The sequence below is a fragment of the Streptomyces sp. NPDC006610 genome (assembly GCF_040611575.1).
GTDB lineage: Bacteria > Actinomycetota > Actinomycetes > Streptomycetales > Streptomycetaceae > Streptomyces.
The window spans coordinates 116,284-131,803 of record NZ_JBEXOP010000020.1; the positions used below are offsets into that span (position 1 = coordinate 116,284).

The window sequence follows — 15,520 nt, forward strand, 5'->3', positions numbered from 1 at the left end:
GTCCGCCGCCCCTGCGACTTGCCGACTGCGCCGTTGCCGCCGCCGGGCGACTGGAACGTAACAGCCGTGTAAGCGTTCCGAAAGACCTTGCAGAAAAAAAGTGCAAGGCATCACCGAAGTTATCCTCGCGTAACCTCTCCTGTGTCAGTCCGAGACCGCTCCGAGACCGCCTCTTGCTGGTTCTGAGCGGTTCGGGGCCAGGTTGTGCAAGACTCTGCAAGCTCTTGCCACACGTTCCGGGCCGGGGGACCATCCTCTTGCGGACCGGACGCCGACCGAACTTCAAGGGGACGCAATGAAGCAGCAACCCGCAGCGGGCCGGGCAACCGCCCGCGGCCGGCGTCCGATTGGTGGGCAAGGGGAGATACGCCCGGTACAGTCCAATCCCGTGACCACACGGCTTGCCGACATCGCTGCTCAGGCGGGGGTGAGCGAAGCGACCGTCAGCCGCGTCCTCAACGGGAAGCCGGGCGTCGCCGCCACCACCCGTCAGTCCGTACTGGCCGCGCTCGACGTCCTCGGGTACGAGCGCCCCGTACGGCTGCGCCAGCGCAGCGCCGGCCTGGTGGGCCTGATAACCCCTGAGCTGGAGAACCCCATATTCCCGGCCCTCGCCCAGGTCATCGGACAGGCGCTGACCCGGCAGGGCTACACCCCGGTGCTGGCCACCCAGACCCCCGGCGGCTCCACCGAGGACGAGCTGACCGAGATGCTGGTCGACCGCGGCGTCGCCGGCATCATCTACGTCTCCGGACTGCACGCCGACACCACCGCCGACATGCAGCGCTACGAACAGCTGCGCGCACAGGGAGTGCCATTCGTCCTCGTGGACGGCTTCTCCCCGAAGGTGCAGGCGCCGTTCATCTCCCCCGACGACCGGGCCGCGATGGCCCTGGCGGTCACCCACCTCGTCTCGCTGGGGCACACCCGGGTGGGGCTGGCGCTGGGGCCGAAGCGGTTCGTGCCGGTGCAGCGGAAGATCGACGGTTTCGTCCGGACGATGCAGGAGCAGCTGGGGCTGTCCGCGGAGGTCGTCGAGACGGAGCTGATCCAGCACTCCCTCTACACCCTGGAGGGCGGCCAGGCCGCCGCCACGGCGCTGATGAAGCGCGACTGCACGGCGGTCGTCTGCGCCAGCGACATGATGGCGCTCGGCGCCATACGGGCCGCCCGCCAGCGGGGCCTGGACGTGCCGAAGGACATCTCGGTGGTGGGCTTCGACGACTCCCCGCTGATCGCCTTCACCGACCCGCCCCTGACGACGGTCCGCAAGCCGGTCCCCGCGATGGGCCAGGCCGCGGTGCGCACGCTGCTGGAGGAGATCGGCGGGACGCCGGCCCCGCACAGCGAGTTCGTGTTCATGCCCGAGCTGGTGGTGCGCGGTTCGACCGCTTCGGCCCCCGGCGACCGGAATCGTCCCTGAGTCGGAGAGTGAGCGGGCGCCTCTCCTGCGCGGGTACGAGGCGGGCGCCTGTGTCCGGCGTACGAGGTGCACCCCGGACGGGACCGGGGGATGATCGGACCGGAACGTCTTTTCTGGCAGACTCTGGCCCATGGGTGACACGACCGTGACGACATCGGAAGGCCGCGCCGAGGCCGTTCCGCACCCCGTCGCGGACGCCACGGGGCGGGAGCGCCCCCGCAGGTTCCGCGCTCCGCGCCGGCCCCGGCTGTGGTTCGAGATCCTGCTGATCGCGGTGAGCTACTGGACGTACTCGTTGATCCGCAATGCCGTCCCGGAACAGCGTGCCGAGGCACTGCGCAACGCGGACTGGATCTGGAAGGCCGAGCAGCAGCTGGGCATCGCGGTCGAGCAGTCGGTCAACCACGCCGTGAACTCGGTGACCTGGCTCATCGTCGGGATGAACTACTACTACGCCACGCTGCACTTCGTGGTGACGCTCGGCGTGCTGGTGTGGCTCTACCGCGGCCATCCCGGCCGGTACGCAGCGACCCGCACGGTGCTGTTCGCGACGACCGGTGTCGCCCTCGTCGGCTACTACCTGTATCCGCTCGCCCCGCCCCGGCTGATGACCGGCGGCGATTTCATCGACACCGTCCTGGTCCACCAGACCTGGGGCTCGATGGCGTCCGGCGACCTGAAGAACATGTCCAACCAGTACGCCGCCATGCCGTCGATGCACATCGGCTGGTCCCTGTGGTGCGGGCTGACGCTCTTCGCCCTGGCTTCGGTGCCGTGGGTGCGGGTCCTGGGCCTGCTCTACCCGGCGGCCACGCTGGTCGTGATCGTCGCCACCGCCAACCACTTCTGGCTGGACGCGGTGGGCGGCATCCTCTGCCTCGCCTTCGGCTACGGGGTGGCGTGGCTCTGGTACGGCGGCCTGCCGCACACCCTGCCCAGGTCGGTGACGGCGCTGCCGCGGCCCCGGCCGGGTTCCGGGACGGGGCCGGTAGCCGTGGGCCCGGCGTCCGCGCGGAGCACGGCGGGAGACCCGGGGGCCGCGCAGGAGGACGGGGAGGCCAGGCCGGAGCGGGCCTACGCCCCGTAGGGCCCCCAGGGCGGGAGGGCGGGAAGGCCCGGCCGGAGGAGGGCCTACGCCCCGTAGAACAGCTCGTCCACCACGGCCCGCGCCTTGCGCGTCGTACGCCGGTACGCGTCGAGCATGTCGCCCGCGTGCCCCGGCCCGTAGCCCAGGTAGCGCCCCACCGCGGCCAGCTCGCGGATGTCGGACGGGAAGGTGTCGCCCGCCCGGCCGCGGACCAGCATCACCGCGTTGCGCACCCGGGTCGCCAGCACCCAGGCCTCGTCCAGCGTCACCGCGTCCTCGGCGGACAGCAGCCCGGCCTCGCGGGCGGCGGCCAGCGCCTCGCGGGTGCGGGTGGTGCGCAGCCCCGGCACCTCCCAGCCGTGCCGCAGCTGGAGCAGCTGCACCGTCCACTCCACGTCGGACAGCCCGCCCGGCCCGATCTTGGTGTGCAGCTTGGGGTCGGCCCCGCGCGGCAGCCGCTCGGTCTCCATGCGCGCCTTGAGCCGCCGGATCTCCCGTACGGCCTCCTCCCCCAGCCCGTGCTCCGGGTAGCGCAGCGGGTCGATCAGCTCGGTGAACCGCCGTCCGAGGTCCTCGTCGCCGGCCACCGGCTCGGCCCGCAGCAGCGCCTGCGACTCCCACACCAGCGACCAGCGCCGGTAGTAGGCCTCGTACGACTTCAGGCTGCGCACCATCGGGCCGGACTTGCCCTCGGGTCGCAGGTCGGCGTCGATCAGCAGCGGCGGGTCGGCGCTCGGGACCTGCAGCAGCCGGCGCATTTCGGCGACGACCTTGTTCGCGGCGTCGCCGGCCTCCCGCTCGTCCACGCCGTCGCACGGCTCGTGCACGAAGATCACGTCGGCGTCGGAGCCGTAGCCCAGTTCGTGCCCGCCGAAGCGGCCCATGCCGATCACGGCGAACCGGGTCGGCAGGTTCTCGCTCCAGTGCTCGCGGACGACGGCCCGCAGGGTGCCCGAGAGCGTCGCCGCGGTCAGGTCGGACACGGCCGCGCCGACCCGGTCGACCAGCGCGCCCCGGTCGGCCTCGGCAGGCTGCGTCTCGGTGCCGTAGGAGCCGACGATGTCGGCGGCGGCCGTGCGGAACAGTTCCCTGCGCCGCACCCCGCGGGCGGCGGTGACCGCCTGTTCCGCGCCGCTCGCGCGGCCGACCGCGGCGAGTATCTCCTGCTCCAGGTGTGAGCGCGGCCTCGGCGCCAGACCGTCGCCGTCGCCGTCGCCGAGCAGCGCCACCGCCTCCGGGGCGCGCAGCAGCAGGTCGGGGGCGAGGCGCCCGGCGGACAGCACGCGGGCGAGGTTCTCCGCCGCGGCGCCCTCGTCGCGCAGCAGCCGCAGGTACCAGGGGGTGTTGCCGAGCGCGTCGGAGACCTTGCGGAAGTTGAGCAGGCCGGCGTCCGGGTCGGCGGAGTCGGCGAACCAGCCCAGCAGTACGGGCAGCAGGGTCCGCTGGATCGCCGCCTTGCGGGAGACGCCGGAGGCCAGCGCCTCCAGGTGGCGCAGGGCCGCGGCCGGGTCGGCGTAGCCGAGGGCGACCAGGCGTTCGCGGGCCGCCTCGGGGCTGAGCCTGGCCTCGCCGGGGGCGAGCTGGGCGACGGCGTCGAGGAGGGGCCGGTAGAAGATCTTCTCGTGCAGGCGGCGGACGACGGCCGCGTGCCGCTTCCACTCGCGGTTCAGCTCGGCGACGGGGTCCGCGCGCAGCCCGAGCGAGCGGCCGAGACGCCGCTGGTCCTCCTCGGCCTCGGGGACGAGGTGGGTGCGGCGCAGCCGGTAGAGCTGGATGCGGTGCTCCATGGAGCGCAGGAAGCGGTACGCCTCCTCCAGCTGGGCGGCGTCGGACCGGCCGACGTATCCCCCGGCGGCGAGCGCGGCGAGGGCGTCCAGGGTCGTGCCGCTGCGCAGCGAGGCGTCGGCGCGCCCGTGCACGAGTTGCAGCAGCTGCACCGCGAACTCGACGTCCCGCAGTCCGCCCGGCCCGAGCTTCAGCTCCCGCTCGACCTCGGCGACGGGGATGTTCTCCACCACCCGGCGGCGCATCTTCTGCACGTCGGCGACGAAGTTCTCCCGCTCGGCGGCCTGCCACACCAGTGGTCCGAGCGCCTCGGTGTACTGCGCGCCCAGCTCCGGGTCGCCTGCTACCGGGCGGGCCTTGAGCAGGGCCTGGAACTCCCAGGTCTTGGCCCAGCGCTGGTAGTAGGCGAGGTGGCTGCTGAGCGTGCGCACCAGCGGGCCGTTGCGGCCCTCGGGGCGGAGGTTGGCGTCGACGGGCCAGATGGACCCCTCCACCGTCGTCTCGGAGCAGATCCGCATCATGTGCGAGGCGAGCCGGGTGGCGGCGCGCAGCGCCTTGCCCTCGTCGGCGCCGCCCTCGGCCTCGCCGACGAAGATGACGTCGACGTCGGAGACGTAGTTCAGCTCGTGGCCGCCGCACTTGCCCATCGCGATCACGGCGAGCCGGCACTGCGCCGCGTCCTCGGGCGCGGCGGCCTCGGCGAGGGCGAGGGCGGCGCGCAGGGTGGCGGTGGCCAGGTCGGCCAGCTCGGCGGCGGTCTGGGCGACGTCGGTGGTGCCGCAGACGTCGCGGGCGGCGATGGAGAGCAGGCAGCGGCGGTAGGCGACGCGCAGCGCCACGGGGTCGGCGGCCCCCGCGAGGCCGCGCTCGAACTCGGCGACGCCGGGATGCAGGTCGCGCGGCTCGTACATGACCAGCGCCCGCCAGTCGCCGGCGTGCCGGGCGAGATGGTCGCCGAGCGCGGCGGAGGCGCCCAGCACGCCGAGGAGGCGGTCGCGCAGGGGCTTGGCGGAGATCAGCGTGCCGAGCAGCTCACGCCGGGCGGCGGGCGAGGGCTGCGCCTCCAGGAGGCGGACCAGGCCGGCGAGGGCGAGGTCGGGGTCGGCGGTGGCGCCGAGGGCGTCCAGGAGGACGGGGTCGTTCCTTATGGGCGCGAGGTCGGGGCTGTCGAGCATCCCCTCGGCCGCGGAGGGGTCGGTGAATCCGTGCCGCAGCAGCCGAGTGAAGGTACTGCTCCTGCGCCCCGGCGTCATCATCGCCCTCCCGTCCGGATCAGCGGTGGTACGGAGCGAGCCTAACCGGAGGGGGTGGACGGGGCGTGTCCACGGTGGCGCGGGGAGCGGTTTTCCGCTTCGGTGGAAGCGAGCGGGGCGGGGCCTGCCGGCCCGGTCAGGCCGGGCCCGTACGAGTCCCATGGCCCGTGCGCATTCCTGCCCGTGACCATGACCGTGACCGTGACCGTGACCGTGACCATGACCGTGACCGTGACCGACGGAGGCTGAGCCGATGGACTACACGCTCGAAGTGATCCCACTGCCGGTGAGCGACATCGACCGGGCCCGCGACTTCTACCGCGACAAGGTCGGCTTCCACGTGGACATCGACCAGGAGGTCATGCCGGGCATGCGCATCGTCCAGCTGACCCCTCCCGGCTCGGGCTGCTCGATCGCCCTGGGCGACGGCATCTGGGACATGACCGGCGCTCCCCGCCCCGAACCGGGCTCCTACCAGGGCCTCCAGCTGTGCGTCGCCGACATCGAGGCGGCCCACGCGGAACTGGCGGGGCGCGGTCTGGACGTCTCCGACCCCGTCCGCTACGCCCCCGACGACGGAGCGACGTTCCTCTACTTCAAGGACCCGGACGGCAACGGCTGGGCGATCCAGGAGTACCGCCGCCGGGCTGCGGAGCCGCTGTACAAGGTGCTGTCGGACCCGGCGGGCGGTCGGCCGTAGCCGTCACGGCGCGGCCCCGGAAGCGGTCAGGCCCGCAGCCGACCGGCCGGACGGTGCGGAAGCCCGCAGGTTGGGGGTGGCACCGGCGTTCGTCGCCCGCGGCCCGGCGCCTGACGCCGCCGGATACGGAGCGCGGCCCCGTCACGAACGCCGCCGGCCCGGCGCCTGGGGAGGCGTCGGGCCGGTGGGTGGTGCGGGGACGGGGACGGCGTCAGACGGTGGCGGGGACGGCCTTGGGGTTGAAGCCGTACTCGTTGGCCTCCGGCTTGCTGTCGCTGACCGTGAAGACCAGCAGGACGATGCCGCCGACCAGCGGGACGAAGCTGATGAAGAACCACCAGCCGGAGCGGCCGGTGTCGTGCAGGCGGCGCACCAGCACGGCCAGGGTCGGGACCAGGACGGCCACCATGTAGAGCGGGGCGATGAAGCCCAGGCCGAGGAGGCCGAAGTCCAGCGCCAGCAGCGCGGCGTAGATCACCGTGTTGATGAGCGTGAACATCCAGTATTCCTTGCGGCGGGCGCGGCCGCTGAAGGTGGCGTACTTCTTGAGAACGTCTACGTACCAGTGCATGGGTGGTCCCCCTGGGGAGTGAGCGGTGGGGCCGTCCGAAAGGATCAGGCCAGCGGAATGTAGATGGCCTGTTGTGCACCGGTCAAAAAGTTACCGCTCAGCGGCCGATCGGTGACCATGATCGGCCCGACCGGAGCCGGTTTCGGCCGGTTTCACCCCGAGATAGACGGATCGCCCGAGGAACAGCCCGGTACACCCGGGTGAAGTCGCCGGGGCGCCGGACCTCATCGCCCGGCCGCCGGACCTCGTCGGCGGGCGACGGGCCTCCACGGCCGGGCGACTCAGGGCCGGATCTCGGCCAGGTCCCCTGCGCGAAGGAGCGCCGTCCGCCCGCGACGGCGCCGTGGTCCCCTGCCGGTGGGACGCGGTGCACTCTGCGCCGACCGCTCGACGCCGACCGCCTGGAGTGCGGGCCCCGGCCCTGCCTGGCCGGCCCACCCGACGGGGGCGGCGCACCGCCGCCGCCCGATCGCGGCGGCGGCGGTGCGCCCGACCAGGCCCTCTACGCCGTCTCCCGCCACCCGTTGGTGATCGGCAGCCGCCGGTCCTTGCCGAAGCCCTTCGGGGAGATCTTCGTCCCCGGCGGGTACTGGCGCCGCTTGTACTCGGCCGTGTCGACCATCCGCAGCGTCTTCGTGACGAGCGCGGCGTCGAACCCGGCGGCCACGATGGTGTCCGCGCCCTCGTCGCGGTCGACGTAACGCTCGAGGATGGCGTCCAGGACGGGGTAGTCCGGCAGGGAGTCGGTGTCCACCTGGCCCGGGCGCAGCTCGGCGCTCGGCGGCTTGGTCAGGGAGTTCTCCGGGATCGGCGGGGTCTGGCCGCGCTCGGCCGCCGCCCGGTTGCGCCACTGGGCGAGCCGGAACACCGACGTCTTGTACACGTCCTTGATCGGGCCGTACGCGCCTACCGAGTCGCCGTACAGCGTGGAGTAGCCCACCGCCAGCTCGGACTTGTTGCCGGGAGCCAGGACGATGTGGCCCTCCTGGTTGGAGATGGCCATCAGCAGCGTGCCGCGCAGCCGGGACTGGAGGTTCTCCTCCGCGAGGCCGGTCAGGCCCAGCGACCCCATGTAGGCGTCGAACATCGGCTCGATGGACACGGTGCGGAAGTTCAGCCCGGTCCGCCGGGCCAGCTCCGCGGCGTCGCTCCGGGAGTGCTCCGAGGAGTACTTCGACGGCATGGACACGCCGTACACGTTCTCCGCGCCCACCGCGTCGCAGGCGATCGCCGCGACCAGCGCCGAGTCGATGCCGCCGGACAGACCGATCAGCACGGAGCGGAAACCGTTCTTCGCCACGTACGCGCGCAGGCCCACGACCAGCGCCGAGTACATCTCCTCGTCGTCGTCCAGGCGGTCAGCGTACGCGCCGGCGTGCTCGGGCTCGTACGCCGGCAGCGGCTCCTCGGACAGCACCAGCCGGTCGATGCGCAGTCCGTCGTCCACGACGCCCTTCGGCGCGTCCGGAAGTGCGGCCGGCAGGTCCAGGTCCAGCACGAGGCAGGTCTCGGCGAACTGCGGCGCCCGCGCGACGACCTCGCCGTCCCGGTCCACGACGATCGAGTCGCCGTCGAACACCAGCTCGTCCTGGCCGCCCATCATGGCCAGGTAGGCGGTGGTGCAGCCGGCCTCCTGGGCGCGCTTGCGCACCAGTTCCAGCCGGGTGTCGTCCTTGTCGCGCTCATAGGGCGAGGCGTTGATGGAGAGCAGCAGCCCGGCCCTGGCCGACCGCGCGGCGGGCACCCGGCCGCCGTCCTGCCAGAGGTCCTCACAGATGGCGAGGGCCACGTCGACGCCGTGCAGCCGCACCACGGGCATGGTGTCGCCGGGGACGAAGTAGCGGAACTCGTCGAAGACGCCGTAGTTGGGCAGGTGGTGCTTGGCGTAGGTGAGGGCGACCTCGCCGCGGTACAGCACCGCGCCCGCGTTCTGCGGGGCGCCCGGCGGCTGGCCGTAGCGGGGCTGGGCCCGGTCGCTGCGGTCGAGGTAGCCGACGATCACCGGCAGCTCCCCGAAGCCCTCCTCGGCGAGCCGGGCGGCGAGCGAGCGCAGGGCCGCGCGGGACGCCTCGACGAAGGAGGAGCGCAGGGCGAGGTCCTCCACCGGATACCCGGTCAGCGCCATCTCCGGGAACGCCACGAGATGCGCTCCCCGCTCGGCGGAGTGCCGGGTCCAGCGGAGGATCGTCTCGGCGTTCCTGGCGAGGTCGCCGACGCGCGCGTCGATCTGGTTCAGTGCGAGGCGTAGTTGAGGCACGGGATCAGTGTAATCGTCAGAGCGACGCGATGGGGGTGCGGGGATGTGGCGCGCACCACGCGACCGGGGGCGGCCGTGCGGCCGCGCCGCGGCGGGAGCGGCCGTTGCACCGCGCCGCGGCGGGAGCGGACCTGCGACGGCCCCTCGGAGGGAGCGGCCCTGCGACGGCGCCTCGGCGCCGCCGTTAGGGCCGCTCCGTTGCGCCGCGCTCCTCGAGCATCCCCGCCATCAGGTCGATCTCCGACTCCTGGCCCTCGACCATGCCCCGGGCCAGCTGCTTCTGCACCGGGACCGCGCACCTCTCGACGCAGGCCTCGGCCATGTGGACGCCGCCCTTGTGGTGCTCGGTCATCAGCTGGAGGTAGAACACCTCGGCGGCCCGCCCGCTGAGCCTGCCCAGCCGCTCCATCTCGTCGTTGGTCGCCATCCCGGGCATGAACGCGCCGTCGCCCTTGGTGGGCGCGTCGCCCATGTCCATCCAGGTCATCGGCGGGTCGGCGGACACCTTCGGCAGACCCCACAGGTCCAGCCAGCCCAGCATCATGCCGCGCTGGTTGGCCTGCGTCTGCCCGATGTCGTACGCGAGCCGCCGTATCTCCTCGTCGTCGGTGCGGTCGCGCACGATGTACGACATCTCCACCGCCTGCTGGTGGTGCACCGACATGTCGCGGGCGAAGCCGGCGTCGGCGGAGTCGGCCGTCGGCACGCCGTCGTCGGCGCCGCCGTCCTGGGCGACGGCGTACGTGATCCCGCCGACGCCCACCAGCAGCGCCGCCGCGGCGCCCGCGATCCAGCCGGCCTGCGCCTGCCTCACCTGTCCCACTCGCCTCACTTGGACAGTCCGCCGGTGCAGGCGGCGCCCTTCTCGGGCGTCTGCTCGCCCTGGACGAACTTCTCCAGGAACTTGTCCACGTTCGGGTCGTCCGCGCCGGTCACCGTGCGCTGGTGGCCCCAGGCGGTGAGCATGATCGGGTCCTTCTGCTCCTCGTTGGGGCTCATGAGGGTGTACGGAGTCTTCTTGACCTTCTCCGCCAGGGCGTCGACGTCGGCCTTGTCGGCCTTGTCGGTGTACGTGACCCAGACCGCGCCGTGCTCCAGGGAGTGCACGGCGTTCACGTTCGGTATGTCGTCGGTGTAGACGTCGCCGTTGCAGTTCATCCACACCTGGTTGTGGTCGCCGCCGACCGGGGGCTCCACCGAGTACTTCACGTCCTTGCTGACGTGGGTCCGGGAGAGCTCGCCCTCCCACTTGCTCACGCCGTCCGCTCCGGCCACCAGCTTGCCGGTGGTCTTGGAGTCGGTCGCGGTGTCGGAGTCGTCGGACTGGGTCTTCACCAGCACCACGCCGCCGACGACGAGGCCGACGACGATCACCGCGCTGGCCGTGATGGTGAGGATTCTGCTGCGGCGCTCGCGGGCACGCTCCGCGCGCCGCATCTCCTCTATGCGCGCCTTGCGCGCCGCACTGCTCTGCTTGTTCTTGGCGGAACCCATGGGGCTGGCCCTTCTGGGGAAGGAGGACGGTCGGGTTTGCTGATCGTAGTGCCGCAGGTGGGTGATCTCGTAGAGAGGCGGCGGGAACCGACCATGAAACCCTCCCTGAAATGGCCCGATCACTGCCACGGGGCCCGGCCCGGCATTACGGAAGCCGGTGCCGGCAGGCAAGATGGAGGCAGGACAGCCGTGACAGCGGTGACGCGGCGGCCGGCGCCGCCGACAGCGGGACACCTGCCGTACGCGAGGCGTTCAGTCCGGGGTCGGCCGGGCGATCGGGGTCCGCAACGCGCGTGAAATGGTGTTGTGGTGGGATGCTCAGGTGCCCGACCGCCTCCCGCGCGCGGGAGACAGGCGGCCTGACCAGCAAGGATGGGGAAGCGGAAGATGGACAAGCAGCAGGAGTTCGTGCTCCGTACGTTGGAGGAGCGCGACATCCGGTTCGTACGCCTGTGGTTCACGGACGTGCTGGGCTTCCTCAAGTCGGTGGCCGTGGCCCCGGCCGAGCTGGAGCAGGCGTTCGACGAGGGCATCGGCTTCGACGGCTCCGCCATCGAGGGATTCGCCCGCGTGTACGAGTCGGACATGATCGCCAAGCCGGATCCGTCGACGTTCCAGATACTGCCGTGGCGTGCGGAGACCCCGGGCACGGCCCGTATGTTCTGCGACATCCTCATGCCGGACGGCTCCCCGTCCTTCGCCGACCCGCGCTACGTCCTCAAGCGCGCCCTGGCCCGCGCCTCCGACCTGGGCTTCACCTTCTACACCCACCCCGAGATCGAGTTCTTCCTGCTGAAGAACAAGCCGGTCGACGGCTCGGTGCCCACCCCCGCCGACAACTCCGGCTACTTCGACCACACCCCCACCAACGTCGGCATGGACTTCCGCCGCCAGGCGATCACCATGCTGGAGTCGATGGGCATCTCGGTCGAGTTCTCCCACCACGAGGGCGCGCCCGGCCAGCAGGAGATCGACCTGCGCTACGCCGACGCGCTGTCGACCGCGGACAACGTGATGACGTTCCGCCTGGTCATGAAGCAGGTGGCGCTGGAGCAGAACCTCCAGGCGACGTTCATGCCGAAACCGTTCTCCGAGCACCCCGGCTCCGGCATGCACACCCACCTCTCCCTCTTCGAGGGCGACCGCAACGCGTTCTACGAGTCCGGCGCCGAGTACCAGCTCTCCAAGGTCGGCCGCTCCTTCATCGCGGGCCTGCTGCGGCACGCGGGGGAGATCTCCGCGGTCACCAACCAGTGGGTCAACTCCTACAAGCGCATCTGGGGCGGCTCCGAGCGCACGGCCGGCGCGGGCGGCGAGGCCCCGTCGTACATCTGCTGGGGCCACAACAACCGCTCGGCCCTGGTCCGCGTCCCCATGTACAAGCCCGGCAAGACCGGCTCCGCCCGCGTGGAGGTCCGCTCGCTGGACTCCGGCGCCAACCCCTACCTCTCCTACGCCGTCCTGCTGGCCGCCGGCCTCAAGGGCATCGAGGAGGGCTACGAACTTCCGCCGGGCGCCGAGGACGACGTCTGGGCCCTCTCCGACGCCGAACGCCGCGCGATGGGCATCGAGCCCCTCCCCCAGAACCTCGGCGAGGCCCTGACCCTGATGGAGCGCAGCGACCTGGTCGCGGAGACCCTGGGCGAGCACGTCTTCGACTTCTTCCTCCGCAACAAGCGCCAGGAGTGGTACGAGTACCGCTCCGAGGTGACGGCGTTCGAGCTGCGGAAGAACCTGCCGGTGCTGTAGGGGCCGGGAAACGGGGCGCGGCGAGGGCTTCGCCGAGACGCTTCGTGAGAGCTGGAGGCCGACGGTCGGGAACCGTCGGCCTCGGCGCGTTTTTGAGGGCCGGGAAGCGCCATGACCGGGTCGACGGGGTGGCCGCGGAGAGCCCTTCTGTCCACTCGCCCGTCCGGCGAGTCGGCCGACCGGGCAGTTCGCCGGCCGACCGCCGGTCAGTCAGCGGGCACGCCGAACCAGCGGAGGAGCACGGGGCGCGCGTCGTCGGGAGCGTCCTCGGGCCCGCGGGCGTAGCGCGCGAGCAGGGCCAGATAGTCGTCGTGGAACGCGTCCAGCTCGCTCTTCGTGAGGTGGACAAGGCTGCGTGAACCCCGCATCCAGCCTGCGGAATCCGCCTGGTCGGCGGTGAACCGCCGGGCGAGTTCGATGTCCTCCTCCAGCCTCAGGCGGTCCAGCTCGGCCGACATGACGCGCTCGGCGTCCGTCAGCTCGTTCTGCGGCGGTCTGCGGATGTCGAGGCCGCGCACCCCGCGCCACCACCGCTCGCGCCCGGCGGAGCGCTCGGGGATGTCCTCGATGAGGCCACTGCGCTCCAGCATGCGCAGGTGGTAGCTCAGCGTTCCGGTGTTCTCTCCGAGGGCGGCAGCCAGCGTGGTCGAGGTGGCGGGGCCCGCCGTGCCGAGGTGGCGCAGGATGCGCAGGCGCAGTGGGTGCGAAAGGGCCTTGAGCACCTCGGGGCTGTCGACCGTGCGCCGCCCTGTGTCGTCCGTTCTCCGCTCTTGCGTCATGGGGGCAGTCTATCCAGAAGGCGGAATTTTCTCTGCAGAGGTTCCTCTGCAGAGAAATCTCTGCAATGCTGACGGCATGACGACGAACCGAATGACCTTGGGTCCCGCAGTCCGGTGCTTCACAACTGCCACTGCCGGGATCCTGCTTGCCGGACTCACCCTGGGCGCCGCACCCGCGTACGGAGCAGAACGGGCCGCGGATCTGCCCGAGTTCGACTTCTCCGCCTGCCCGACCGCCGATGAGCTGCCCGCCGCCGCGGACCCTGGGACCTGGCGCTGCGAGGTCATGCATGCCACGGGGCATCTGCGCATGGGAGCAATCGACGAGCCGCTCGCCGAACCCATGAAGATCACCTTTGCCGAAGGCCGGGTGGGCGGTGAATTCCGGCAGATCTTCGGGGAGATGACCGCTGAGCCGATCCGGGTGGGAAGCACCCCGCTGTCCCTGACTCCGCAGTACGGCGGCTACTCGGACTTCCTGTCCGACGACCGCCGGCGAGGCGAGTTCGACATCAGGTTCGCCATAGGTTCGGCGCACGGGCTGCCCCTGCTGCCGTCGGACTGTTCTGTGGGCAGCGATGAGAACGCGGTCCACCTGGTGCTCAAGGACACCGAGCCCACCAGGCTGATATCCCAGGACCCCTTGGTCGCCGTCTTCGGCGCCCACGACGCGGAGTTCGCCGCACCGGCCACCAGTGGCTGCGGCCGCCTGGGCCGCGCGCTCGACCGGGTCCTGGGTCTGCCGTCCGCAGCCGGAGAGAACGTCTTCGACATGGATGTCACGGTGGCCATCCGGCCCTACTCGTAGACCGGTACGGCCGCCGTGTCACCCCGCTCCCCTCACCCGGTCGGCCACGCATCGGCCATCTGGAAGGAGACGACGGTTCCACCGAAGCGGCTGGGCCCCGTGTGCCAAAACTCGGCGAGGGAGTCGACCAGGAGCAGTCCCCGCCCGTGCGCGTCGTCGGCGGCGGGACGCGCACGCCGAGGTGCGGTACCTGGGCGGGGAGCGCTGCGTGCACCGGGCTGTTCGTGTTCAGGAGCGCCGTGAGGACGTCCGTCACGTCGGCGGGCAGGCTCTCGGTCACCCCGTGACCGTATCCGACCGGACGGGGGTGGATACGGTCACGAGGTGAGAGCCGGTCAGCAGCCGATCGGGGACGAGCCCACCGCCACGTCGTCGAACCACAGGGTGTCCGCCCCCGTGCCGTAGCTCTCCCAGCCCAGGCGCAGGGCCGTGGGGCGGGGCGGGGTGGTGCGGGCCAGCCACTGCTGGTCGATGTCGTGGGTGGGGACGCCGTCGGCGTGCAGGCCCGGGATCTGTTCGTCGCCGAGCCAGGTGTCGAGCTTCGGGGCCGTCGTGTCGATCGCGAAGCGCAGGCACTGCCACGTTCCCGTCGGCAGCGGGCGGCTCAGGGCCACGCCGGCCGGACTCTGCGCGGGCAGGGTGGCGTCGTCGACCTCGCGGTTCCACTGGAGGGCGCCGTTCTGGCCCCCGACGCGCAGGGTGCGGCCGTTCTGCGAGGAGTCGGGCAGGGTGACGAACGTGACGTGGGCGGCGGGGAGTGCGGTGGTGTGCCGTACCCACATGCGGACGTGCAGGACCGGGCCGACCGAGGACAGGTCCGCGGTCGAGGCGACGAAGGCGTGGTTGCAGTAGCCGACCCCGCCGTCGACCCGCAGCGACTTGCCGCCGCTGTGCGCGACCGTGGTGTCCACCGAGGCCTTGCCGGTGCCCTGGCAGTCGGGGGCGGTGAAGCGCCAGTCGCCGGAGGGCGTGGTGCCGGTCTGGTTCTCGAAGTCCGAGCAGATCACCGCGGTGCCGCACTCGGGGCTGGGCGGCGGAGTGGTGGGAGGCGGGGTCGTGGGGGGCGGCGTGGTCGGCGGCGGGGTGCCGGTGCCGCCGCAGGAGACGCCGTTGAGGGCGAAGTCGGTCGGCGCCGGGTCGGACGACCGCCAGGTTCCCTGCACGCCGAACTCCGCGGAACCCTCCGTGGCCAGCGCGCCGTTCCAGCCCGCGTCGGTCGCGACGACGGAACCGCCGGTCTGGGTGACGGTCGCGTTCCACGCCGACGTCACCTTCTGGTCGCCGGTGTACGTCCAGGTCAGACGCCAGTTGCTGACCGACGGGCCGAGGTTGGTGACCTTGATCTGGGCCGTGTAGCCGCCGGTCCACTTGTTCACGCTGTAGTCGACGCGGCAGCCGGACTCCGCGCCGCTCGCGGACATCGCCGTGAAGCCGGATGCCAGCACCACGGCGGCGGTCAGGACCGCCGTCCAGGGCCTGGCCAGTAATCGCGGGAGAGAGACGCTCACGTGTGCCTCCGGGGTGGGGGTGAGGGGGTGGGGGGTGGCTCGCGAGCGCCAGCAGACCGCCCTCCTGAACGACGTGACGAACCTGTGGCCGGACCTGTCCGACAGC

The 15,520-nt window shown here is 71.8% G+C and carries 12 protein-coding genes and 1 pseudogene; 5 read left to right on the forward strand and 8 right to left on the reverse strand.

The genetic code is table 11. From position 1 onward, the window contains the following. The first annotated feature begins 388 nt into the window (after window positions 1-388). Both ABZY13_RS18335 and ABZY13_RS18340 read left to right on the forward strand, forming a co-directional pair. Window positions 389-1,423 carry a LacI family DNA-binding transcriptional regulator gene (locus ABZY13_RS18335; RefSeq protein ID WP_356631846.1) on the forward strand — a complete coding sequence of 345 codons (1,035 nt, stop codon included), beginning with the start codon at window positions 389-391 and terminating at the stop codon, window positions 1,421-1,423. Window positions 1,424-1,553: 130 nt separating this feature from the next. Next, the gene (locus tag ABZY13_RS18340) at window positions 1,554-2,510 is read left to right on the forward strand and encodes a phosphatase PAP2 family protein (protein WP_356631848.1); all 957 of its coding nucleotides are present in this window, start codon (window positions 1,554-1,556) and stop codon (window positions 2,508-2,510) included. A 44-nt stretch (window positions 2,511-2,554) separates the two neighbouring features. On the opposite strand, the gene ABZY13_RS18345 is transcribed toward ABZY13_RS18340, so the two are convergent. After that, on the reverse strand, window positions 2,555-5,548 hold the full coding sequence (locus ABZY13_RS18345; protein WP_356631874.1) for a bifunctional [glutamine synthetase] adenylyltransferase/[glutamine synthetase]-adenylyl-L-tyrosine phosphorylase: 2,994 nt from the start codon (window positions 5,546-5,548) through the stop codon (window positions 2,555-2,557). A gap of 253 nt (window positions 5,549-5,801) precedes the next feature. On the opposite strand from ABZY13_RS18345, the gene ABZY13_RS18350 reads away from it, so the two are divergent. Then, entirely contained in the window at window positions 5,802-6,248 is a 447-nt protein-coding gene (locus ABZY13_RS18350; RefSeq protein WP_356631850.1) for a VOC family protein, read from the forward strand. 211 nt (window positions 6,249-6,459) lie between these two features. Here the strand turns inward: ABZY13_RS18350 and ABZY13_RS18355 are convergent, their stop codons facing one another. The 4 genes from ABZY13_RS18355 to ABZY13_RS18370 form a co-directional block, all read right to left on the reverse strand. Then, the gene (locus ABZY13_RS18355; RefSeq protein ID WP_356631852.1) at window positions 6,460-6,819 is read right to left on the reverse strand and encodes a DUF805 domain-containing protein; all 360 of its coding nucleotides are present in this window, start codon (window positions 6,817-6,819) and stop codon (window positions 6,460-6,462) included. A gap of 502 nt (window positions 6,820-7,321) precedes the next feature. Then, window positions 7,322-9,076, reverse strand: a complete 1,755-nt coding sequence (locus ABZY13_RS18360) for an NAD+ synthase (RefSeq protein WP_356631854.1) — start codon at window positions 9,074-9,076, stop codon at window positions 7,322-7,324. 184 nt (window positions 9,077-9,260) lie between these two features. Then, a complete protein-coding gene (locus tag ABZY13_RS18365; RefSeq protein ID WP_356631856.1) occupies window positions 9,261-9,890 on the reverse strand; it encodes a DUF305 domain-containing protein in 630 nt (209 codons plus the stop codon). A gap of 14 nt (window positions 9,891-9,904) precedes the next feature. Further along, complete coding sequence (locus ABZY13_RS18370; RefSeq protein WP_356631858.1) at window positions 9,905-10,570, reverse strand: DUF3105 domain-containing protein; 666 nt, start codon at window positions 10,568-10,570, stop codon at window positions 9,905-9,907. Between the two features lie 387 nt (window positions 10,571-10,957). Between ABZY13_RS18370 and ABZY13_RS18375 the strand changes: the two genes are divergently transcribed. Further along, complete coding sequence (locus ABZY13_RS18375) at window positions 10,958-12,319, forward strand: glutamine synthetase family protein (RefSeq protein WP_356631860.1); 1,362 nt, start codon at window positions 10,958-10,960, stop codon at window positions 12,317-12,319. 206 nt (window positions 12,320-12,525) lie between these two features. Here the strand turns inward: ABZY13_RS18375 and ABZY13_RS18380 are convergent, their stop codons facing one another. Next, window positions 12,526-13,098 (reverse strand): helix-turn-helix domain-containing protein, encoded by a 573-nt coding sequence (locus ABZY13_RS18380; protein WP_356631862.1) that lies wholly within the window; start codon window positions 13,096-13,098, stop codon window positions 12,526-12,528. A 76-nt stretch (window positions 13,099-13,174) separates the two neighbouring features. Here ABZY13_RS18380 and ABZY13_RS18385 point away from each other — a divergent pair, with 76 nt between their 5' ends. Further along, entirely contained in the window at window positions 13,175-13,906 is a 732-nt protein-coding gene (locus ABZY13_RS18385; RefSeq protein WP_356631864.1) for a hypothetical protein, read from the forward strand. Window positions 13,907-13,938: 32 nt separating this feature from the next. Here the strand turns inward: ABZY13_RS18385 and ABZY13_RS18390 are convergent. Both ABZY13_RS18390 and ABZY13_RS18395 read right to left on the reverse strand, forming a co-directional pair. Continuing rightward, a pseudogene (locus ABZY13_RS18390) lies at window positions 13,939-14,073 on the reverse strand (ATP-binding protein); the annotation flags it as partial. A gap of 168 nt (window positions 14,074-14,241) precedes the next feature. Continuing rightward, window positions 14,242-15,414: a cellulose-binding domain-containing protein gene (locus ABZY13_RS18395; RefSeq protein ID WP_356631866.1), complete on the reverse strand. Its 1,173-nt coding sequence runs from the start codon at window positions 15,412-15,414 to the stop codon at window positions 14,242-14,244. Between the last annotated feature and the right edge of the window lie 106 nt (window positions 15,415-15,520).